Raw genomic sequence first — 19,278 nt, forward strand, 5'->3', positions numbered from 1 at the left:
CCCGATCCGACAGATCCCGCCATCCAGGAGCCGCCCATGTCCAACGCCCAGCTTGAAGCCGCCATCGAATCCGCCTGGGACAGCCGCGACCAGATCACCCCCGCCACCGGCGGCGAGACGCGCGCGGCCATCGAGGACACGCTGAACGCGCTGGATTCCGGCAAGCTGCGCGTGGCCGAGAAGCGCGGCGACGACTGGCACGTGAACCAGTGGGCCAAGAAGGCGGTGCTGCTGGGCTTTCGCATCAAGGACATGGAGATGCAGCCGGGCGGCCCGCAGGGTGCGGGCTGGTGGGACAAGGTGGACAGCAAGTTCCTGGGCTGGGGCGAGGCCGAGTGGAAGGGCGCGGGCTTCCGCGCGGTGCCCAATTGCTTGGTGCGCAAGTCCGCCTTCATCGCGCCCGGCGTGGTGCTGATGCCCAGCTTCGTGAACCTGGGCGCCTACGTGGACGAGGGCACGATGGTCGACACCTGGGCCACGGTGGGCAGCTGCGCGCAGATCGGCAAGAACGTGCACCTGTCGGGCGGCGTCGGCATCGGTGGCGTGCTCGAGCCCATGCAGGCGGGCCCCACGATCATCGAGGACAACTGCTTCATCGGTGCGCGCTCGGAAGTGGTCGAGGGCTGCATCGTGCGCGAAGGGTCCGTGCTGGGCATGGGCGTGTTCATCGGAAAGTCCACCAAGATCGTCGACCGCGAGACGGGCGAAGTGATGTACGGCGAAGTGCCGCCCTATTCCGTGGTCGTGGCCGGATCCATGCCGTCGAAGAACAACGTGAACCTCTATTGCGCGGTGATCGTGAAGCGCGTGGACGAACGCACCCGCTCGAAGACGGCGATCAACGAATTGCTGCGCGACTGAGGGCGGGGCGCGAAATTCTTGAGAATTTCGTCACGATTTTCTCGCGAAAATCGCGTCTCTCTCACGTCAGGCGCCGCAGGGGTTCGCGGTTGCAGAAGATCACCAGTTGATCGGCATTGGCCACCACGGTGAAACCGCGGCGCCGCATGTCCTGCAGAAACGGCTCCAGCCCGACATACCGCTCGATATCGCGGCGCTGGCGCCGCACGATTCCGCCCCGCCGCGCGGACCTGGTCTTGAACAGGTCTGCCAGGAACGCATCGGGGCTGAGATATGTCGGAACGCTCATCCGCGCAGCTTGCGACAGGATGGTTAACGCCCGGTTACGGAAACCATTCCGGCTCCAAGGGGTTCAGTCCCGACATGGATACCCTGCATGATCTCTGAACTACCGACCCTGTGGCTCTTCGCCGTCTTCGCAGTTGCGGGCGCCGTCGTCGTGCTGGCGTCGGTCAAGGCCACGGGGCTGGCCGACGTGATCGCCGACCGGACGCGGCTGGGCGAGGCGCTCGTGGGCGGCATCCTTCTGGGGGCCGCCACGTCGCTGGCGGGCGTGGTCGTCTCGGTCAACGCGGCGCTCGACGGCGACGCCAGCTTCGCCTTCTCGAACGCGGTGGGCGGGATCGCGGCGCAGACGCTGTTCCTGGCGCTGGCCGACCTGCTCTATCGGGGGCCCAACCTGGAACACGCCGCCGCCGAGCCCGCGAACCTGTTCCAAGCCGTCGCGCTGATCGTGCTGCTCAGCCTGCCGATCTGCGCCATCGCCGGGCCGGACATTGCTTATTTCGGGGTCCACCCCGTATCGGTCGTGCTGTTCCTCGCGTACCTGACCTGCGCCAAGGCGGCCACCGTCGTCGGCGAAAGCCCCATGTGGCAGGCGGTCGAGACCAGCGACACCCGCCACGACGAGCCCGAGGACGACAGTGAACCGGACAAGTCCGTGAAAGAGCCCGCGCTTTATTTCGTGGCCCTGGTCGCGCTCATGGGCATGGGCGGCTGGGTCATCAGCCAGGTGGGCGGGACGTTCATCAGCCGGTTCGGGCTGTCGTCCAGCCTGGTCGGCTCGCTCATCACCGCCGTCGTCACGTCCCTGCCCGAACTTGTGACGACGCTGGTCGCCGTGCGCCGCAACGCTTTGCAACTGGCCGTCGGCGGCATCATCGGCGGCAACACCTTCGACACGCTGTTCCTGGTGGCGTCGGACGTGGCTTACCGCGACGGCTCGCTGTACCATGCGGTCGATACCTCGAACCTCTACTGGCTGGGCACCGGATTGCTGATGACGGCGATCCTGCTGGGCGGCCTGATCCTGCGACAGCGCGAGGGACCGGCGCGGATCGGCATCGAGTCGGTGCTGATGATCGGGATCTACCTGACCGCCGTATCGGTCCAGGTCTGGTCATAAGTCTTTCATGCGTCTGGAACTTTCGGGCGGTGCGGCAGTTTGACACGGGAATGCACATCTAGAAAGGACATCGCATGGGCTGGCTTGCAGCTATCATCGTCGGGGGTCTTGCCGGTTGGTTGGCCGAGAAATTCATGAAGTCCAACATGGGACTTCTGATGAACATCATTCTGGGCATCATCGGTGCCATCGTGTTCAACTTCATCTTCGGCTCGCTTCTGGGCCTTTACGCCGCGGGCGCCAGTTTCAGCATCGGCTACCTGGTCGCGGGCTTCATCGGCGCCTGTATCCTGATCTTCGTCGTGCGCGCCGTTCGCGGGCGCGCCTGAGGCTTGTAAAAACCAGCCATGGCTGGCATCCGCCTGCCATGGCGAAATCCGAAAAACCCCACCACGTCTTCACGCTTCTGGTCGAAGTCGGCCGCGCGCCCGACGATGGCCTGCCCAAGGACGCGACCGGTGCGGCGCTGATGTGCTACGCCTCGGGCGTGGACGAGGCCGAGGCGGTGCGCGAAACGGTGGCCCTGCTGAAACAGGCGGACATGTCGCCGCTGGACGTGACCGGCTACGGCACCCTGGAAGAACGACTGGCCGACGGGCACGACATCGACGCGGACGAGCGCGGCCTGATGGAACGCGCGCGCGCCGAAAACGCGGTGATCGTCGCCCAGGTGACCCCTTTCTTCAACAACCCGGCCACGCGGGGCGAAGATTGAAGGCGCCCTGCGGCACACTATCATTTGCCGCACGATGCCCAGGAGCCCCGCGATGAACACCGACCCGGTCGAGCTGACCGCCCAGCTGATCCGCTGCCCGTCGGTCACCCCCGAAGAAGGCGGCGCGATCCAGCTATTGCATGGGCTTTTGCAGGACGCGGGCTTCACCTGCACGCGGGTCGATCGCAACGGCATCGCCAATCTCTATGCCCGCTGGGGCACCGAAGGTCCGGTGCTGGGCTTCAACGGCCACACCGACGTGGTGCCGACCGGCGATCCCGCGACCTGGCAGCACGATCCGTTCGGGGCGGCCATCGTGGACGGGTGCATGTACGGTCGCGGCGCGTGCGACATGAAATCCGGCGTCGCGGCCTTCGCGGCGGCGGCCATCGACCACGTGGCCGGGACGCCGCCCGGCTCGGTCGTGCTGGCGATCACCGGCGACGAGGAAGGCGACGGCGTCGACGGAACGGCGGCGATCCTGGACTGGATGCAGCAGACCGGCGAGCGCCTGGACGCCTGTATCGTGGGCGAGCCGACCTGCCCCACGAAGATGGGCGAGATGATCAAGATCGGGCGGCGCGGCTCGATGACCGTCTGGATCACGGCGCAGGGCAGGCAGGGACATTCGGCCTATCCGCAGAACGCGCGCAACCCGATCCATGCTTTGATCGCCCTTCTCGACACGCTGATCGCCTTCGATCTGGACGATGCGTCGGATCATTTCGAGCCGACCAGCGTGCAGGTCACCGGCTTCGACACCGGCAACACCGCCAACAACGTGGTGCCCGCCACCAGCAAGGCCATGCTGAACATCCGGTTCAACGACGCCCATACCAGCGCGGGTCTTCTGGACTGGATCGACGCGGCCGTCGCCGACGTCACCGCGCAGACGGGCGTGACCTTCACGCTCGAGACCAAGGTATCCGGCGAAAGCTTCGTGACGCCGCCCGGACCGCTGTCGCGGATGATCCAGGACGCGGTCGCCGCCGAGACGGGCGTGACCCCGGTGCTGTCGACCTCGGGCGGGACCTCCGACGCGCGGTTCATCCGCAGCCATTGCCCGGTGGTCGAGGTCGGGCTTGTGGGCCAGTCCATGCACCAGGCGGACGAGCACGTGCGCGTCGACGACATCCAGACGCTCAAAGCGATCTACAGCCACATCCTGCAGGATTTCGCCCCATGACCCGCCTCATCGCCGTGACCGAAGACGTCGAAACCTGCCGGGCGCTGCGCCGCGCGGTCTTCATCGAGGAGCAGCACATCTCCGAGGCCGACGAATGGGACGACCTGGATGCCGACGCCCTGCATCTTCTGGCCCGCGAGAACGGCTTGCCGGTGGGCACGGCGCGGATCTTCATCGAGGGCGACACCGGCAAGATCGGGCGCGTCTGCGTCCTGGCCACCCAGCGCGGATCGGGCCTGGGGCGGGACCTGATGGAGCACGCCCTGGACGTGCTGCGCAAGCGGGACGTGAAGATTGCGAAGCTGGGCGCGCAGCTGCCGGTGCTGGAGTTCTACCGCGCCCTGGGATTCGAGGCCGAGGGCCCGATCTACGACGATGCAGGCATCCCGCACCGCGACATGACGCGCGCGCTATGAGCGGCGGGCCGAAATTTTCGAAAATTTCGGACGGAAAACGCATGTTTTCCGCGCCCCTGTCGCCTGCCCGCGTGCCGTGGTAGCCGGGCGCATGGCCCAGATCCCTTCCAAGCAGCAGATCCTCGACTGGATCGCCGACAATCCCACCCAGACCGCCAAGCGCGACATCGCGCGGGCCTTCGGGATCAAGGGCGCGGACCGCATAGACCTGAAACGCCTGCTCAAGGAGCTGGAGGCCGAAGGCCACCTGGCCAAGCGCGGCAAGTCCTATCGCGACCCAGACACGCTGCCGCCCGTCACGGTCTGCGAGGTCACGGGCCCCGATGCGGACGGCGATCTCTTCGCGCGCCCGATGGAATGGCACTCGGACAGCCCCGCGCCGCGCATCCTTCTGGTGCTGCGCGACGCCGATCCGGCGCTGGGCCAGGGCGACCGGGTGCTCTTGCGCCTGCAAGCCATCGAGGGCGGCGATCACGCCTATCAGGGCCGCCTCATCCGCAAGATCGGCGCCACGGCGCGCCGCCTGCTCGGCCTTTACCGCGCGGGCGCCGAAGGGGGCCGGATCCAGCCCATCGACAAGGGGCAGGACCGCGAATGGAGCGTTTCGTCCCGCGACAGCCACGGCGCGAAGGACGGCGAACTGGTCGAGGCCGAGCAGGTCGGCCCCAAGGACCGCATGGGGCTGCCCCGGGCGCGCATCGTCGCGCGGCTGGGCGATCCGACCGCGCCCAAGGCCGTGTCGCTGATCGCCATCCACCAGCATGGCATCCCCGATCAATTCCCCGACGACGTCCTGGCCGAAGCCGAAGCCGCCGAGCCTGCCGGGCTGGACGGGCGCGAGGATCTGCGCGACCTGCCGCTGATCACCATCGATCCCAGCGACGCGCGCGACCGCGACGACGCCTGTTTCGCCCAGGCCGACGACGATCCGGCCAACGAGGGCGGCCATATCGTCTGGGTCGCCATCGCCGACGTGGCCCATTACGTCCGCCCCGGGTCCGAGCTGGACCGCGAGGCGCGCAAGCGCGGCAATTCCACCTATTTCCCGGACCGGGTGGTGCCGATGCTGCCCGACGCGCTGTCGGGCGATCTGTGCTCGCTGCACGAAGATGTCGATCGCGCCTGCATCGCCGTGCGCATGGTGCTGGACGCCAACGGCACCAAGATTTCGCACCGCTTCACGCGCGGGCTGATGCGGTCGCGCGCCTCGCTGGCCTACCAGGATGTCCAAGCCGGGCGGGACGGCCAGCCGTCGGACCGGGTGGCCCCCTTGATGGAGGGCGTGATCGCCCCGCTCTACGCCGCGTTCGAGGCGCTGCGCCACGCGCGCACCCAGCGCCAGCCGCTGGACCTGGACCTGCCCGAGCGCCGCATCGTGCTGTCGCCCGAGGGCCGCGTGACCAGCGTCGATTTCCGCGACCGGCTGGACGCGCATCGCCTGATCGAGGAATTCATGGTCTCGGCCAACGTGGCCGCCGCCGAAGAGCTGAACCGCCGCAAGTCCCCGCTGCTCTTCCGGGTCCACGAAGAGCCCACGACCGAGAAGATGGAAGCCCTGCGCGAAGTGGCGCAGGCCGCGGGCTTCAACCTGACCAAGGGGCAGGTGCTTCAGACCCGCCACCTCAACAAGCTGCTGGCCCAAGCCGAGGGCAGCGAGTTCGACGAGCTCATCAACCTGTCCACCCTGCGCGCCATGACGCAGGCCTATTACAGCCCGCAGAATTTCGGCCATTTCGGACTGGCGCTGCGCAACTACGCGCATTTCACCTCGCCCATCCGCCGCTACGCGGACCTTATCGTGCACCGCGCGCTGATCGCGGCCCATGGCTGGGGCGATGACGGGCTGGACGACGCGCAGGTCGAGATGCTGGACGAGACCGCGCAGCTGATCTCGGACACCGAACGCCGCTCGATGGTGGCCGAGCGCGACACCACCGACCGCTACCTTGCCGCGTATCTCAGCGAACGCGTGGGCAGCGAGATGACCGGCCGGATCTCGGGGGTGCAGAAGTTCGGGCTGTTCGTGAAGCTCGACGAGACCGGCGCCGACGGCCTAGTGCCGATCCGCTCGATCGGGCGCGAATTCTTCGTGTTCGACGCCGAGGCGCAGACCCTCATGGGATCCGACAGCGGCCGGAAACTGGGCCTGGGGCAACGGGTCACCGTGCGCCTGGCCGAAGCGGTGCCGGTCACCGGCGGGCTGATGCTGGAACTGCTCGAGGTCGAAGGCGACGCGCTGCCACGGGGCGGCGCGGGCCGGTCGCGCGGGGCACCGAAACGCGCGCGGGGCAAGGCCAAGGCGAAATCCGCCAAGGCGGCGCGCAAGGTCAAGCGCACGCGGCGCTGAGGCGTCGGTCTTCGCTTACTCGCGGAACAGGGATCGGGTAGCGGCACACCGCTCCGAGCCGCGCGCTCAGGCGGGCGCGGGTCGCGCGACCAGATCGGGCAGCTTGCGCGCGCCCCACCAGCTCATCAGCGCCATCGCGCCCGCCACGGCCAGGCACAGCGGCAGGCCGCCCAGCTGGTAGCTGAGCCCCGACAGCAGCGTTCCCGCCAGCCGCCCCGCCGCGTTCGACATGTAATAGAACCCCACATCCATCGTCACCCGCGCGTCGTTGCTGAAGGCGAGGATCAGGAACGAGTGCAGCGACGAGTTCACCGCGAAGATCGCTCCGAAGACGAAGAGGCCCGCTACGACCAGCGCGATCAGCGGCGCCCCGTCCATCAGCGCGGCGGCCAGCGCCAGCACCAGCGGCGGGATCGCCACCAGCAGCGCCCAGCGCGCCGCCAGCGACGCCAGCTCCGCCAGCGGCCGGTCCCGCGCCCGCAGCACCTTGGGCGCCACCGACTGCACCGCGCCGTACAGGATCACCCAGACCGCCATGAACCCGCCCACGGCGAAGAACGCCGCGCGCGGGTCCCAGCCCAGCGGGCCCGACAAGGTGGATTGGAAGAAGACCGGGATGCCCACCACGAACCACGTGTCGCGCGCCCCGAACAGGAACAGCCGCGCCGCCGACAGGCGGTTGATGGACGCATCCTTGCTGAACACCTCGGAAAACTTCGTGCCCTTGCGCCCCCGCGGCAGGCCGCCCGGCATCAGCGCCAGAACCGTCACCAGGATCGCGCCCAGCGTCGCCGCCATGACCCAGAGCGCTGGCGCGAATCCCAGCCAGCCCAGCAGCGCCGCGCCCACGAAGAAGCCCGCGCCCTTCACGGCGTTCTTCGATCCGGTCAGCACCGCCACCCAGCGAAACAGCGCCCGGTCGCCCGATGGCGCCAGCAGTTTCACGGCGCTCTTGGCCGACATCTTGGTCAGGTCCTTGGCCACGCCCGACGCGCCCTGGGTCAGCATCACGAAGGTGACCGACGCGGCCACCGCCCAGCCCGGATCCAGCCGGGTCAGCGCGGCCAGCGCCACCACCTGCAACCCCAACCCCAGGTACAGCGTCAGCGTCAGCCCGAACCGCGCGGCGATCCAGCCCGCGCCAAGGTTCGTCGCCATGCCCGCCACCTCGTAGAGCGTGAACAGGAACGCCAGCTGCACCGGGGTGAAGCCCAGCTCGTGGAAATGCAGCAGCACCAGCATCCTGAGCGCGCCATCGGTCAGCATGAAGGCCCAGTAGGCCGCCGTGACCGTGGCATAGGCGGCCAGCGGGCGGTCGGTCACCGCTGCCATGGCGCGCCCCCGCTCACGACATCATCGCCGCGATATCGGCCATCCGGCAGGCATAGCCCCATTCGTTGTCGTACCAGGCATAGACCTTCAGCTGCGTGTCATTGACGACCATGGTGGACAGCGTGTCGATGATGGCCGAGCGCGGATCGTTCACGAAATCGGTCGAGACCAGCGGCCGGTCCTCGACCCCCAGGATGCCCTTCAGCGCGCCTTCCGCGGCGTCGCGGAACAGGGCGTTGACCTCGTCTGCCGTCACCGCGCGCTGCATCTCGAACACGCAATCGGTGAGCGACGCGTTCAGCAGCGGAACCCGCACCGCGTGGCCGTTCAGCCGCCCCGCCAGCTCCGGGTAGATCACCGTGATCGCCGTGGCCGAGCCTGTCGTGGTCGGGATCAGCGCGTTCAGCGCCGAGCGCGCGCGCCGCATGTCCTTGGCGGGCCGGTCGACGATGGTCTGGGTGTTGGTCACGTCGTGCAGCGTCGTGATCGACCCGTGCCGGATGCCCACGCTGTCGTGCAGCACCTTGATGACCGGCGCCAGGCAATTGGTCGTGCAGCTCGCCGCCGTCACCAGCTTCTGCGTGCCGTCGTAAAGGGCGTGGTTGACGCCATAGACCAGGTTCAGCGCGCCCTCTTCCTTGATCGGCGCGCTGACCAGCACCCGGTCCACGCCCGCGTCGAAATAGGGCTGCACCCTGGCCACGCTCTTGAAGGTGCCGGTGCAGTCGATCACCAGGTCGATGCCCGCCAGGTCCATGTCTTCGATCTGGGCGGCATTCCCCAGCGCCATGGTGTGACCTTCGACCGTCAGGCGGCCCGGCGCGTGGCCGATCGCGCGCGGCCAGCGCCCGTGCACGGTGTCGAATTCCAGCAGCAGCGCGTGCTGCTCGGCATCGCCCATCCGGTCGTTCAGCGCCGCGATGCGCCCGCCCAGTCCCGCGTCGAACAGCGCCCGCAGCAACAGCTTTCCGATCCGGCCCAGGCCGTTGATGGCGATGTTCGTCATGGCGGCTCCCACGTTTCGATCCCCGTGCTAGCGGGTCTTTGTAACGGTTTTGCGAAACGCATCCGGTCCCAGATGCGCCGCGCCGCGCGCTTCGGCCAGAAGGACCTGCCGATGACGCTCGCGGAAGCGCGCGCGCTGGTCCTCGGTGAAGGCGTCGGCGCAACGGTGACAGCGCACGCCGTCCTCGAATTCGGGTCGCGCGCGATCCTCGGTGGTCAGCGGGCGACGGCACGCATGGCAAAGCGTGGCCGACCCCTGCGCAAGCCCGTGGCCCACGCTGACGCGCTGGTCGAAGACGAAGCATTCGCCTTGCCACAGGCTGTCCACCTCGGGCACTTCTTCCAGGTATTTCAGGATCCCACCCTGCAGGTGATGCACGTCCGCGACGCCCTCTGCCTTCAGGAAAGCGGTGGATTTCTCGCAGCGGATGCCGCCGGTGCAGAACATGGCGATGCGCTTGCCCGCCAGCCGGTCGCGGTTGGCCGCCCACCAGCCCGGAAAGTCGCCGAACGCGTCCGTGCCCGGATCGATCGCGCCCGGAAACGACCCGATCGCCACCTCGTAGGCATTGCGCGTGTCGATCAGCGCCACCTCGGGGTCGCGGATCAGCGCGTTCCAATCCGCAGGTGAGACGTAATCGCCGACCAGATCGGGGTCGATCGCCGCGCCCATGGTCACGATCTCGCGCTTCAGCCGCACCTTCAGCCGGCCGAAAGGCGTGGCCTCGGCGGTGCTTTCCTTCCAGTCCAGCGCGCCGCAGTCCGGCCATGACCGGATATGGTCCAGCACCGCCGCCACGCCCGCGCGTGGCCCCGCGATGGTGCCGTTCACGCCCTCGCCCGCCAGCAGGATCGACCCGCGCACGCCCTCTGCCTCGGCCAGCGCGCGCAAGGGGCCGCGCCGCGCGTCGGGCGCGTCCAGCGTGACGAACGTGTAGAAGGCGGCGACGGTGACCATGCCCGCGCTGATACCGCCGCCGCGCCACGCCCACAAGCCGGGGCAGCCCGCACCACGGTCTCCCCCCTCGCGCCAACACCCCCATCTTTGTTCTCATAAATATCCCGGCCCGGCGCCTGCCCCGCGCGCGCGGGCCCCCTGACGCGGGCCGCGGTTGACTTGGCCCCGGCCCCGCGCCTAGCTGAGCCGTGAAACAGGAGGCCGCCATGCACGACCGCACCCACGCCCTGATCGTCATCGACATGCAGAACGATTTCTGCCCCGGCGGCGCGCTGGCCGTCGCGGGCGGCGATGCCATCGTCGCGCCGATCAACGCGCTGATGGACGATTTCGCCACCGTGATCCTGACCCAGGACTGGCACCCGGCGGGCCATTCGTCCTTCGCGTCATCGCATCCCGGTCACTCGCCCATGACCATGATCGACATGCCCTACGGACCCCAGGTCCTGTGGCCCGACCATTGCATCCAAGGCTCGAAGGGCGCGCGGTTCCATCCCGACCTGCGCACCGATGGCGACCTCATCATCCGCAAGGGCTTCAACCCCGCCATCGACAGCTATTCGGCGTTTTTCGAGAACGACCACGCCACGCCCACCGGGCTCGAAGGCTATCTGCGCACGCGCGGCATCACCACGCTGACCATGGTGGGCCTGGCGCTGGATTTCTGCGTGAACTACTCGGCGGTGGACGGCGCGAAGCTGGGCTTCGACGTCACCGTCCGGCCCGATCTCAGCCGCGCCATCGACCTCGATGGATCGGAAAAAGCGGCGCTGGACGGCATGAAGAACGCGGGCGTCACGCTCGCCTGATGGACGCCCGCGCGCTCTTGCTGGGCCTCGCCTTCGCGGTGATGTGGTCCAGCGCCTTCACCTCGGCCAAGTTCATCGTCGCCGACGCGCCGCCGCTGACAGCACTGGCCTTCCGCTTCGCGCTGTCGGGCGCGCTGGCCGTCGGCATCGCCTGCGCCCTGGGCCAGTCCTGGCGGCTGACCCGCACCCAGTGGCGGCTGACCTTCCTCTTCGGCCTCTGCCAGAACGCGCTGTACCTGGGGCTGAACTTCATCGCCATGCGCAGCATCGACGCGGGCCTCGCGTCGATCATCGCGTCCACCATGCCGCTTCTGGTGGCCTTCACCGGCTGGACGCTGCTGGGCGAGCGGTTGCAGACCAGCGCCATCGCGGGGCTCTTCGCCGGGCTGGCGGGGGTCACGCTGATCATGGGCAGCCGCATCTCGGGCGGGGTCGATCCGCAGGGGCTGGCTTTGTGCATCGCCGGCGTGCTGGCGCTGACGCTGGCCACGCTCACGCTGCGCGGCGCGTCGTCTGGCGGCAACGTGCTGATGGTCGTGGGCCTGCAGATGCTGGTCGGATCGGCGCTTCTGGCTGTCGCCGCGCTGATGCTCGAGCGCTGGCAGGTCGATTGGTCGATCCCGCTGGCCGTCGCCTTCTTCTACACGACGCTGGTGCCGGGCCTTGCCGCGACGCTGACCTGGTTCGTGCTGGTGCGCCGCATCGGCCCCACCCGCGCGGCAACCTTCCACTTCCTCAACCCGTTTTTGGGCGTCGCCATCGCCGCCGCCGTCCTGGGCGAGCGGATCGGCCCGCTGGACGTGCTCGGTGTCGCCATCATCATGGTCGGAATCCTGGCCGTCCAGCTGTCGAAAGCGCAGGCCCCCGCTTGACCGGCGCGCCCATTGCGCGTCGAGTGAAGGCATGGAGATCCTTGAAAACCCGTTCCGAGGCTACGGCCTCGACCATCCCGATCTCGGCGACATGCCGTGGCCCAGCGTCGACGCCGCCCGCGCCGCCGCGCTGACCCGCCGCTGCCCGCGTCACGCCGAAACGCGGCTGCGCTGCTCCCCGGCACTTGCCTCCCGGATCGGCATCGGCGCGCTGCACCTGAAAGACGAACGCGACCGGATGGGCCTTGGCAGCTTCAAGGCGCTGGGCGCGGCCTATGTCATCGCGCAGCACGCCCAAGGAGGCCAGGCGAAGGGGCGCACCTACGTCACCGCCAGCGCGGGCAATCACGGCCTGTCGGTCGCGGCGGGCGCGCAGGCATTCGGAGCCCACGCGGTGATCTACCTGGCCGACACCGTGCCCGAAGCCTTCGCGGACCGGCTGCGCGGGCTGGGCGCCCAGGTGGTGCGCGCGGGCGCGGTCTACGAGCAGTCGATGGAAGCCGCGGCCGAAGCCGCCACGGCCAGCGGAGACACGCTGCTCTCCGACAGCTCGTGGCCCGGATACGCCGAGCTGCCGCACCTGCTGATGGAGGGATACCTGGTGATGATGTCCGAGGCCATCGACCAGATGCCCGCGCCGCCCTCGCACATCTTCCTGCAGGCGGGCGTCGGCGGCCTGGCGGCATCGACGGCGACGCTGGCGCGTGCGGCCTGGGGCGACACGCCCCGGGTCATCGTGGTCGAACCCGATGCCGCCCCCGCCCTGCACGGCTCGATCGCGGCGGGGGAGCCCACGCAATCGCAGGGTCCCGCGTCGGCCATGGGACGGCTGGACTGCAAGATGCCGTCGCTCATCGCGCTGAAGGGTCTCGCCCGCGACGCCGACGCCTTCGCCCTGATCTCGGAAGCCGAATGCGCCAACGCCGCCTACACCGCCGCCGAGCAATCGCTGCCCACGACACCCTCGGGCGCGGCCGGTCTGGCGGGTGCGCTGGCGATGGATCCCGATCCGGGCGCCCGCGTGCTCTGCATCCTCAGCGAAGGCCCCGAATGACACCGCGCGGCTTCGCGCCGGACGAAATCCGCGCCCGCGCCACCGCCGCGCAAGACCTGATGGCCCGGGCACGGATCGACGCGCTTCTGCTGACCACCGAGCCCGAAATCCGCTACTTCACCGGCTTCCTCACCCGGTTCTGGGAAAGTCCCACGCGCCCCTGGTTCGTGGTGCTGCCGCAAGGCGGCGATCCCATCGCCGTCATCCCGTCCATCGGGGCCGAGCTGATGGCGCGCGCGGGTGTCAACGACATCCGCACCTGGCCCTCGCCGCGCCCCGGCGACGACGGCACCACCCTTCTGGCCGCGACGCTGAACGCGCACGGCCCGCGCATCGGCCTGCCCATGGGCGACGAGACCCACCTGCGGATGCCGCTGGCCCAGTTCGACGCGCTGCGCGGCCTGTGCCCGGCGCTGGACTTCACCCATGACGCAGGCATCACCCGCACCCTGCGGATGGTGAAATCCGACGCCGAGATCGCCAAGATCGCCACCGCCTGCGCCATCGCCGACCGCGCCTTCGCCCGCGTGCCGGACATCGCCGCACCCGGCGTGCCGCTCGCGACCGTGTTCCGCGACTTCCAGGCGCTGTGCCTGGCCGAAGGCGCCGATACGGTGCCCTACCTGGCGGGCGCTGCGGGACAAGGTGGCTACGACGACGTCATCTCGCCCGCCACCGACGCGCCCCTGATGCCAGGCGACGTGCTCATGCTCGATACCGGGCTGACCTTCGACGGCTATTTCTGCGATTTCGACCGCAACTTCGCGCTGGGCGACACCGGCCTGGACGCCGATCACGACCGCCTGGTCGCGGCCGTCGAGGCGGGCCGCGCCGCTGCCATGCCCGGCGCGCGGGCCAGCGACGTCCACGCGGCCATGCGCGCCGCCGAAGCGCCCGCCCCCGGCGCGGCCGTGCGCCTGGGGCATGGCCTGGGGATGCAGCTGACCGAATGGCCGTCACTGTCGCCCTTCGACCAGACGGTGTTGCAAGCGGGGATGGTCCTGACGCTGGAGCCTTGCGTAGCGACGGAAGCGGGCCGGATCCTGGTGCTCGAGGAAAACATCGTCCTGACCGAAACCGGCAACCGGGCCTTGTCGACGCCCGCGACACGGATGGTGCGCCTATGATCCTGCAGCCGCGCTTTCGCGACACGGCCCGCACCGCCCTGGGGCTGGTCGTGCTTTCCGCCGAAGAAACGCTGGAACGCGTGGCCCGCGCCGCGATCCCACCCGACACCGACCTCTTCGTCAGCCGTGTGCCCTCGGGCACGTGGGTCACGCCCGACACGCTTGCCGCGATGGAGGCCGATCTGCCCGCCGCCGCCTCCCTTTTCCCGGCCGGTCGCAAGCTCGACGCGGTGGGATATGCCTGCACGTCGGGCGCGGCGCGGATCGGGCCCGCGCGCGTGGCCGAAATCCTGAAGGCGGCCACCGGGTGCCCGCGCGTCACCGATCCGCTCAGCGCGCTCATCACCGCCTGCCGCGCGCGAAAGCTGACCCGGCTCGGGATCGTGTCGCCCTATACCGAAGATGTCTCGGACTTTCTGCGCCGCCGCCTGTCCGACGCGGGCATCGCCACGCCCGCCTTCGCCAGCTTCGACACCGCCGAGGAAACGAAGGTCGCCCGCATCACCCCCGACGCCATCGCCGAAGGGGCCATCGCCCTTGCCGGAAGCGCCCGGATCGACGCCGTCTTCCTCAGCTGCACCAATCTCGACACCGCCGACGCGCGGCCCCAGGTCACGCGCGCCACCGGCCTGCCGTGCCTCTGCTCGAACTCGGTGCTTCTGGATCACCTGCTGGCACTGGGCGCGGGCTGACCGCCCCGGCGCCCTCATCCCCATCTTTGTTCTTCCAAATATCCCGGCGCAGCATCCGCAAGCGGCGGGACGGCCGCCTAGTCGCTCAGGCTGCGTTGGTTGCGCTTCGACAGCCGCTCGATCGCGATGGCCAGGTGCGCGTCGCCGATCGCCTTGTCGCCCTGCTCGACCCGGATCAGGTGCGCCTCGAACAGCACGTCCGTATGGGTCGCACCCACCGGCGGTTCGAAACGATAGGACGCAAGCTCGATCAGCGTGCCCAGCGGATCGCGGAAATAGATCGAGTTCATGAAGCCGCGATCCTTCTCGCCGGAATGCTTGATCCCGCGTTCGTCCAGTCGCGCGGCCAGTTGCGAATACATCGACTGGCTGACCGCGAAGGCGATGTGATGCACGTCGCCGGGATTGTCGGGCGCGGCCCTGCCGGTGGGCTTGCGGCTTTCGGCGCAGAAGATGGTGATCAGCCGCCCGTCACCGGGATCGAAATACAGGTGCGACTGGTCGGGATCGTCCAGGTTCGGCTGCTCGAAGACGAAGGGCATGCCCAGCACCCCCTCCCAGAAATCGATGGATGTCTGCCGGTCGGCCCCGTTCAGGGTGATGTGGTGGACGCCCTGGCTTTGTAACTTGTGCATGATCGCTCCCTTCGCAGTCCTCCCGGGAAAGGTAGGCCATGGGCACGTTTTTGACACGTCCATGGCCCTTCAGATCACAGCACCGCCTGGATGGCCTCGCGCAATTCCGGGTGGGCGATCCAGAGGTCCGGATCCCCCGCGCCTTCCGGCTCGGCCCGGAACCCCATGATCGATCGCGCGTCCGGATCGCCGGACGGATCGGTCGAACCCGCCTCCGACGACAGATACTCGGCGATCAGCAGGCCCGCGCTCGTGAAGGATCTCGCACCGGACGCCTGCGACTTGTAGCCCGCCGCGGACGCCATTTGCGTCTCGGTCAGCCCGGTCGCGCCGGACAAGGCCAACGCCAGCAGCATCGCGCGCTGCGGGCGCGTCAGGGCGACATGACCGATCGCTTCCACGTATTCCTCGACGCTCGGCACCGACGCGCCCGTGTGTTCGTCCGTCCTGCGGTCTTCGGCCCGGCGCTGCTCACGCGAGTCGAGCACTTCGTGCAAGGCGATGATCGCCGCTTCTTCCGTCGCGCCGCTGGCCTCGGCGATCAGGCCGCGCGCCTGCGTCGGCGGCTTGGGGAAGGCGCGCGCCACGAACGTGCCCGCAAGATTGCCGGACTTGATCTGGTATCGGTGATGTTCGCCCACCTGCACCGGGGACTGCTTGTCCTGCTTGCGATCCTTGGTCTTCTTCTTCGCCATGCCCTGGAAGACGCCATGGCCCATTTCCGATCGGGTTTCTGCACTCGAGCGTGTCATTGGAATCCTTTCAAGGATTGCGGAATATCTTGGTTCGAAATGGTCGGGTCGTGACCCCGTCCGCCGCGCGTCTGCGCCGCAGATATGGTGTTGGTGCGTCTCGCGCCCCCGACGCCAATCCCGTATCGCGACCAGCCGAGCCGCGCCCGCCCGGAGCCGGTTGCGTATCTGGACGGCTGGCCCAATCAAGACAGCGGCCGTCCAGCGGGCACCGTCAAAGCATTCGGGCGCCCCGTGGGAGCGCCCGATCGTTCAATTCAGGCGAGCGCCAGGTTGGTCGCGCTTTCGCGGCCATCGCGACCGGACTCGACGTCATAGGTCACTTTCTGATCGTCCGCGACGCTGGTCAGACCGGCCCGCTCGACAGCCGAGATGTGCAAGAACACATCCTTGCCGCCGGTTTCAGGCGCGATGAAGCCGAAGCCTTTTGAAGAATTGAACCATTTCACTGTGCCATTGGCCATGTGAGTTTTCCTTGATCTATCGCTGCCCACGAAATGCGGCAGCCCGGCTTCTCACGACTGAGGACGAGCGCTGTGAGCCGATGAAGGAAAACAGAGAATCGAAAAATGAAGTCAGTAGCAAACTACAGATGGCGATTTATCGACGGGGTTACAAGGTGCGAACGGGTTTCACCGCCACATTCCCCGTGCGCCGGATACGGCCCCGCGGACAGCTTGGACGCGAAACGTCACCTAACCGCGGCAGCGATCCGTCACGATCCGCCTAGGTGCCGTCGATGTGGGACAAGATGGTGAGCCCGCAGGGGTTCGAACCCTGGACCTACTGATTAAAAGTCAGTTGCTCTACCAACTGAGCTACAGGCTCACGAGGCGGGTGACTAAAGACCGGGCCATTCTGCGTCAAGACGAAAAAGCCCCGGCCCTTGCCGCCCCCTTTCGCAAGCCGATCGTCGGGCGTATATGCCAGCCGATGAACCAGGCTTCGACAGATGTGCCCTTCATGAAGATGCATGGGCTGGGCAACGATTTCGTGGTGATCGACCGCCGGGCGGCGCCGTTGGAGGTCACGCCCGACTTCGCCCGGATCCTGGGCGATCGGCATCGCGGCATCGGCTTCGACCAGCTGGCCACCATCGACACCTGCCCCGACACCGACGCGCGGCTGACCTTCTGGAATCGCGACGGCTCGCTCTCGGCGGCGTGCGGCAACGCCACCCGCTGCATCGCGCGCCTGTTGATGGAGGACGGACGCCAATCACTGGTCCTGCGCACCGAGCGCGGCGATCTCGCGGCCCGCGACGCGGGCGACGGGCTGACGGCGGTCAACATGGGTCCGCCCGTGCTGGACTGGCAGGGCATCCCCCTGCTGCACGATTGCGACACGCTGCACCTGCCGATGGACGGCGATCCCGTCGCCACCGGCATGGGCAACCCGCATTGCACCTTCTTCATGGACGATATCGACGCGGTCGACCTGACCAGTTTCGGCCATACCCACGAATATCACCCGTTGTTTCCCCAGCGCACGAATGTCCAGCTGGCCCAGCTCGTGGGCCGCGACCACCTGCGGGTGCGGGTTTATGAGCGGGGGGCCGGTCCGACGCTGGCCTCGGGGTCGTCCTCCTGCGCCGTGGCCGTGGCCGCCGCGCGGCGCGGCCTGACGGGCCGGGCCGTGCGCGTGGATCTGACGGGCGGCACACTGGACATCGACTGGCGCGACGACGGTGTGTGGATGACCGGGCCGACCGCCCACGTGGCCGATGGCGTCCTGCGCGCCGACTGGCTGGCGTCGGTGCTATGAGCGCGCCCGTCTTCTCGAACCATGGCTGTCGGCTGAACGCCTACGAGACCGAGGCGATGAAAGACCTCGCGTCCCGCGCCGGGCTGCGGGACGCGGTGGTGGTGAACACCTGCGCCGTCACCGCCGAAGCGGTGCGCAAGGCCCGCAAGGACATCCGCCGCCTCGCGCGCGAAAATCCCGGCGCGCCCGTGATCGTCACCGGTTGCGCCGCGCAGACCCAGGCCGAAACCTTCGCCGCCATGCCCGAAGTCACCCGCGTCATCGGCAATTCCGAAAAGATGCAGCCCGCCACCTGGGAAGCCCTGGTGCCCGACCTGATCGGCCGGACCGAGCGCGTGCAGGTGGACGACATCATGTCGGTGACCGAGACCGCGGGCCACCTGATCGACGGGTTCGGCACCCGCGCCCGCGCCTATGTGCAGGTCCAGAACGGCTGCGACCACCGCTGCACCTTCTGCATCATCCCCTACGGCCGCGGCAATTCCCGCTCGGTGCCCGCAGGGGTCGTGGTGGACCAGGTCAATCGCCTTGTCGCGCGCGGCTACAACGAGGTGGTGCTGACCGGCGTGGACCTGACGTCGTGGGGGGCGGACCTGCCGGGCGGGCCGCGGCTGGGCGACCTGGTGGCGCGCATACTGAAGCTGACCGACGTGCCGCGGCTCCGGATCAGCTCGATCGATTCCATCGAAGTCGACGACGCGCTGATGCGCTGCATCGCCGACGAGCGGCGCCTGATGCCGCACCTGCACCTGTCGCTGCAGCACGGCAGCGACCTGATCCTGAAGCGCATGAAGCGGCGCCACCTGCGCGACGACGCGATCCGCTTTTGCGAAACGGCCCGCCGCCTGCGCCCGGACATGACCTTCGGCGCCGATATCATCGCGGGCTTCCCGACCGAGACCGAGGACCACTTCATCGACTCGCTGCGCCTGGTCGAGGACTGCGACCTGACCTGGCTGCACGTGTTCCCCTACTCGCCCCGCAACGGCACGCCCGCCGCCCGGATGCCCGCCGTCGACGGGCGGGCGATCAAGGAACGCGCGGCCCGGCTGCGCGCCGCGGGCGACCGGGCCATCGCCGCGCACCTGTCGGCGCAGACGGACCGGACGCACCATGTCCTGATGGAAAGCCCCCGCATGGGCCGCACCGCGCAATTCGCCGAAGTGCACTTCGCCACCGACCGACCCGTGGGCCAGGTCGTCGAGACGCGCATCACCGGGCACACCGACACCCACCTGACCGCCGCCTGATCCGCCGGGCCGGAATTCGTGAGAATTCCGTCACGAATTTCTCAAGAAATTCGGCACGGAAAATTCGAATTTTGCGGCGCCGCGCGGTTAGACTGCCG

The 19,278-nt window shown here is 68.4% G+C and carries 21 protein-coding genes and 1 tRNA gene; 14 read left to right on the forward strand and 8 right to left on the reverse strand.

The window, feature by feature from the left end:
- The first annotated feature begins 36 nt into the window (after window positions 1-36).
- Window positions 37-861 (forward strand): 2,3,4,5-tetrahydropyridine-2,6-dicarboxylate N-succinyltransferase, encoded by an 825-nt coding sequence (gene dapD, locus ILP92_RS11085; protein WP_198916462.1) that lies wholly within the window; start codon window positions 37-39, stop codon window positions 859-861.
- Between the two features lie 61 nt (window positions 862-922).
- Here dapD and ILP92_RS11090 read toward each other — a convergent pair whose 3' ends face one another.
- Window positions 923-1,150 carry an N-(5'-phosphoribosyl)anthranilate isomerase gene (locus ILP92_RS11090; RefSeq protein ID WP_198916463.1) on the reverse strand — a complete coding sequence of 76 codons (228 nt, stop codon included), beginning with the start codon at window positions 1,148-1,150 and terminating at the stop codon, window positions 923-925.
- A gap of 87 nt (window positions 1,151-1,237) precedes the next feature.
- Between ILP92_RS11090 and ILP92_RS11095 the strand changes: the two genes are divergently transcribed.
- The 6 genes from ILP92_RS11095 to rnr all read left to right on the forward strand — a co-directional run bounded on the left by ILP92_RS11095 (window position 1,238) and on the right by rnr (window position 6,930).
- On the forward strand, window positions 1,238-2,266 hold the full coding sequence (locus ILP92_RS11095; RefSeq protein ID WP_198916464.1) for a sodium:calcium antiporter: 1,029 nt from the start codon (window positions 1,238-1,240) through the stop codon (window positions 2,264-2,266).
- Between the two features lie 74 nt (window positions 2,267-2,340).
- Window positions 2,341-2,595 carry a GlsB/YeaQ/YmgE family stress response membrane protein gene (locus tag ILP92_RS11100; RefSeq protein WP_198916465.1) on the forward strand — a complete coding sequence of 85 codons (255 nt, stop codon included), beginning with the start codon at window positions 2,341-2,343 and terminating at the stop codon, window positions 2,593-2,595.
- A 38-nt stretch (window positions 2,596-2,633) separates the two neighbouring features.
- Entirely contained in the window at window positions 2,634-2,981 is a 348-nt protein-coding gene (locus ILP92_RS11105) for a DUF8846 family protein (protein WP_198916466.1), read from the forward strand.
- A 52-nt stretch (window positions 2,982-3,033) separates the two neighbouring features.
- Window positions 3,034-4,167 (forward strand): succinyl-diaminopimelate desuccinylase, encoded by a 1,134-nt coding sequence (dapE, locus tag ILP92_RS11110; RefSeq protein ID WP_198916467.1) that lies wholly within the window; start codon window positions 3,034-3,036, stop codon window positions 4,165-4,167.
- Window positions 4,164-4,583 (forward strand): GNAT family N-acetyltransferase, encoded by a 420-nt coding sequence (locus tag ILP92_RS11115; RefSeq protein WP_198916468.1) that lies wholly within the window; start codon window positions 4,164-4,166, stop codon window positions 4,581-4,583. The genes dapE and ILP92_RS11115 overlap by 4 nt, the downstream gene beginning before the upstream one ends.
- Before the next feature lie 91 nt (window positions 4,584-4,674).
- The gene (rnr, locus tag ILP92_RS11120) at window positions 4,675-6,930 is read left to right on the forward strand and encodes a ribonuclease R (RefSeq protein WP_198916469.1); all 2,256 of its coding nucleotides are present in this window, start codon (window positions 4,675-4,677) and stop codon (window positions 6,928-6,930) included.
- 66 nt (window positions 6,931-6,996) lie between these two features.
- On the opposite strand, the gene arsJ is transcribed toward rnr, so the two are convergent.
- Genes arsJ through trhO form a run of 3 tightly spaced genes read right to left on the reverse strand, consistent with a single transcriptional unit; the run spans window position 6,997 to window position 10,225 of the window.
- A complete protein-coding gene (gene arsJ / locus ILP92_RS11125; RefSeq protein WP_198916470.1) occupies window positions 6,997-8,262 on the reverse strand; it encodes an organoarsenical effux MFS transporter ArsJ in 1,266 nt (421 codons plus the stop codon).
- Between the two features lie 13 nt (window positions 8,263-8,275).
- Window positions 8,276-9,268, reverse strand: a complete 993-nt coding sequence (locus ILP92_RS11130; RefSeq protein WP_198916471.1) for an ArsJ-associated glyceraldehyde-3-phosphate dehydrogenase — start codon at window positions 9,266-9,268, stop codon at window positions 8,276-8,278.
- A gap of 27 nt (window positions 9,269-9,295) precedes the next feature.
- Window positions 9,296-10,225, reverse strand: a complete 930-nt coding sequence (gene trhO, locus ILP92_RS11135) for an oxygen-dependent tRNA uridine(34) hydroxylase TrhO (RefSeq protein ID WP_198916536.1) — start codon at window positions 10,223-10,225, stop codon at window positions 9,296-9,298.
- 206 nt (window positions 10,226-10,431) lie between these two features.
- Here trhO and pncA point away from each other — a divergent pair, with 206 nt between their 5' ends.
- The 5 genes from pncA to ILP92_RS11160 are packed head-to-tail and all read left to right on the forward strand — an operon-like array spanning window position 10,432 to window position 14,779.
- A complete protein-coding gene (gene pncA / locus ILP92_RS11140; protein WP_198916472.1) occupies window positions 10,432-11,034 on the forward strand; it encodes a bifunctional nicotinamidase/pyrazinamidase in 603 nt (200 codons plus the stop codon).
- Window positions 11,034-11,906, forward strand: a complete 873-nt coding sequence (locus ILP92_RS11145; protein ID WP_198916473.1) for a DMT family transporter — start codon at window positions 11,034-11,036, stop codon at window positions 11,904-11,906. The genes pncA and ILP92_RS11145 overlap by 1 nt, the downstream gene beginning before the upstream one ends.
- Window positions 11,907-11,937: 31 nt before the next feature.
- The gene (locus ILP92_RS11150) at window positions 11,938-12,960 is read left to right on the forward strand and encodes a pyridoxal-phosphate dependent enzyme (protein WP_198916474.1); all 1,023 of its coding nucleotides are present in this window, start codon (window positions 11,938-11,940) and stop codon (window positions 12,958-12,960) included.
- Window positions 12,957-14,087, forward strand: coding sequence for a M24 family metallopeptidase (locus ILP92_RS11155; RefSeq protein WP_198916475.1), 1,131 nt, complete (start codon window positions 12,957-12,959; stop codon window positions 14,085-14,087). Before ILP92_RS11150 ends, ILP92_RS11155 begins: the two co-directional genes overlap by 4 nt.
- Window positions 14,084-14,779, forward strand: coding sequence for a maleate cis-trans isomerase family protein (locus tag ILP92_RS11160; RefSeq protein WP_198916476.1), 696 nt, complete (start codon window positions 14,084-14,086; stop codon window positions 14,777-14,779). Before ILP92_RS11155 ends, ILP92_RS11160 begins: the two co-directional genes overlap by 4 nt.
- Window positions 14,780-14,856: 77 nt before the next feature.
- Here the strand turns inward: ILP92_RS11160 and ILP92_RS11165 are convergent, their stop codons facing one another.
- The 4 genes from ILP92_RS11165 to ILP92_RS11180 all read right to left on the reverse strand — a co-directional run bounded on the left by ILP92_RS11165 (window position 14,857) and on the right by ILP92_RS11180 (window position 16,994).
- Window positions 14,857-15,414 (reverse strand): VOC family protein, encoded by a 558-nt coding sequence (locus ILP92_RS11165; protein WP_198916477.1) that lies wholly within the window; start codon window positions 15,412-15,414, stop codon window positions 14,857-14,859.
- 74 nt (window positions 15,415-15,488) lie between these two features.
- Window positions 15,489-16,166: a hypothetical protein gene (locus ILP92_RS11170; protein WP_198916478.1), complete on the reverse strand. Its 678-nt coding sequence runs from the start codon at window positions 16,164-16,166 to the stop codon at window positions 15,489-15,491.
- A 257-nt stretch (window positions 16,167-16,423) separates the two neighbouring features.
- Complete coding sequence (locus ILP92_RS11175; RefSeq protein WP_198916479.1) at window positions 16,424-16,630, reverse strand: cold-shock protein; 207 nt, start codon at window positions 16,628-16,630, stop codon at window positions 16,424-16,426.
- A gap of 288 nt (window positions 16,631-16,918) precedes the next feature.
- Window positions 16,919-16,994 (reverse strand) — tRNA-Lys (locus ILP92_RS11180).
- Window positions 16,995-17,129: 135 nt separating this feature from the next.
- Here ILP92_RS11180 and dapF point away from each other — a divergent pair.
- Window positions 17,130-17,930, forward strand: coding sequence for a diaminopimelate epimerase (gene dapF, locus ILP92_RS11185; protein WP_198916480.1), 801 nt, complete (start codon window positions 17,130-17,132; stop codon window positions 17,928-17,930).
- Complete coding sequence (gene mtaB / locus ILP92_RS11190) at window positions 17,927-19,180, forward strand: tRNA (N(6)-L-threonylcarbamoyladenosine(37)-C(2))-methylthiotransferase MtaB (protein ID WP_198916481.1); 1,254 nt, start codon at window positions 17,927-17,929, stop codon at window positions 19,178-19,180. Before dapF ends, mtaB begins: the two co-directional genes overlap by 4 nt.
- Window positions 19,181-19,278 lie beyond the last annotated feature (98 nt).

Origin of the sequence: Palleronia pontilimi (assembly GCF_016412875.1) — a bacterium.
In the GTDB taxonomy this organism is placed as follows: domain Bacteria; phylum Pseudomonadota; class Alphaproteobacteria; order Rhodobacterales; family Rhodobacteraceae; genus Palleronia; species Palleronia pontilimi.

Excerpts from the sequence above, each read along its gene's own strand:
- dapE (WP_198916467.1), top strand. The coding sequence starts at position 3,034 with ATGAACACCGACCCGGTCGAGCTGACCGCCCAGCTGATCCGCTGCCCG.
- mtaB (WP_198916481.1), top strand. The coding sequence starts at position 17,927 with ATGAGCGCGCCCGTCTTCTCGAACCATGGCTGTCGGCTGAACGCCTAC.
- arsJ (WP_198916470.1), bottom strand. The coding sequence starts at position 8,262 with ATGGCAGCGGTGACCGACCGCCCGCTGGCCGCCTATGCCACGGTCACG.
- dapF (WP_198916480.1), top strand. The coding sequence starts at position 17,130 with ATGAAGATGCATGGGCTGGGCAACGATTTCGTGGTGATCGACCGCCGG.
- ILP92_RS11105 (WP_198916466.1), top strand. The coding sequence starts at position 2,634 with ATGGCGAAATCCGAAAAACCCCACCACGTCTTCACGCTTCTGGTCGAA.
- ILP92_RS11130 (WP_198916471.1), bottom strand. The coding sequence starts at position 9,268 with ATGACGAACATCGCCATCAACGGCCTGGGCCGGATCGGAAAGCTGTTG.
- ILP92_RS11115 (WP_198916468.1), top strand. The coding sequence starts at position 4,164 with ATGACCCGCCTCATCGCCGTGACCGAAGACGTCGAAACCTGCCGGGCG.
- dapD (WP_198916462.1), top strand. The coding sequence starts at position 37 with ATGTCCAACGCCCAGCTTGAAGCCGCCATCGAATCCGCCTGGGACAGC.
- pncA (WP_198916472.1), top strand. The coding sequence starts at position 10,432 with ATGCACGACCGCACCCACGCCCTGATCGTCATCGACATGCAGAACGAT.
- ILP92_RS11160 (WP_198916476.1), top strand. The coding sequence starts at position 14,084 with ATGATCCTGCAGCCGCGCTTTCGCGACACGGCCCGCACCGCCCTGGGG.
- trhO (WP_198916536.1), bottom strand. The coding sequence starts at position 10,225 with ATGGTCACCGTCGCCGCCTTCTACACGTTCGTCACGCTGGACGCGCCC.
- rnr (WP_198916469.1), top strand. The coding sequence starts at position 4,675 with ATGGCCCAGATCCCTTCCAAGCAGCAGATCCTCGACTGGATCGCCGAC.
- ILP92_RS11100 (WP_198916465.1), top strand. The coding sequence starts at position 2,341 with ATGGGCTGGCTTGCAGCTATCATCGTCGGGGGTCTTGCCGGTTGGTTG.
- ILP92_RS11145 (WP_198916473.1), top strand. The coding sequence starts at position 11,034 with ATGGACGCCCGCGCGCTCTTGCTGGGCCTCGCCTTCGCGGTGATGTGG.
- ILP92_RS11150 (WP_198916474.1), top strand. The coding sequence starts at position 11,938 with ATGGAGATCCTTGAAAACCCGTTCCGAGGCTACGGCCTCGACCATCCC.
- ILP92_RS11165 (WP_198916477.1), bottom strand. The coding sequence starts at position 15,414 with ATGCACAAGTTACAAAGCCAGGGCGTCCACCACATCACCCTGAACGGG.
- ILP92_RS11095 (WP_198916464.1), top strand. The coding sequence starts at position 1,238 with ATGATCTCTGAACTACCGACCCTGTGGCTCTTCGCCGTCTTCGCAGTT.
- ILP92_RS11170 (WP_198916478.1), bottom strand. The coding sequence starts at position 16,166 with ATGACACGCTCGAGTGCAGAAACCCGATCGGAAATGGGCCATGGCGTC.
- ILP92_RS11175 (WP_198916479.1), bottom strand. The coding sequence starts at position 16,630 with ATGGCCAATGGCACAGTGAAATGGTTCAATTCTTCAAAAGGCTTCGGC.
- ILP92_RS11090 (WP_198916463.1), bottom strand. The coding sequence starts at position 1,150 with ATGAGCGTTCCGACATATCTCAGCCCCGATGCGTTCCTGGCAGACCTG.
- ILP92_RS11155 (WP_198916475.1), top strand. The coding sequence starts at position 12,957 with ATGACACCGCGCGGCTTCGCGCCGGACGAAATCCGCGCCCGCGCCACC.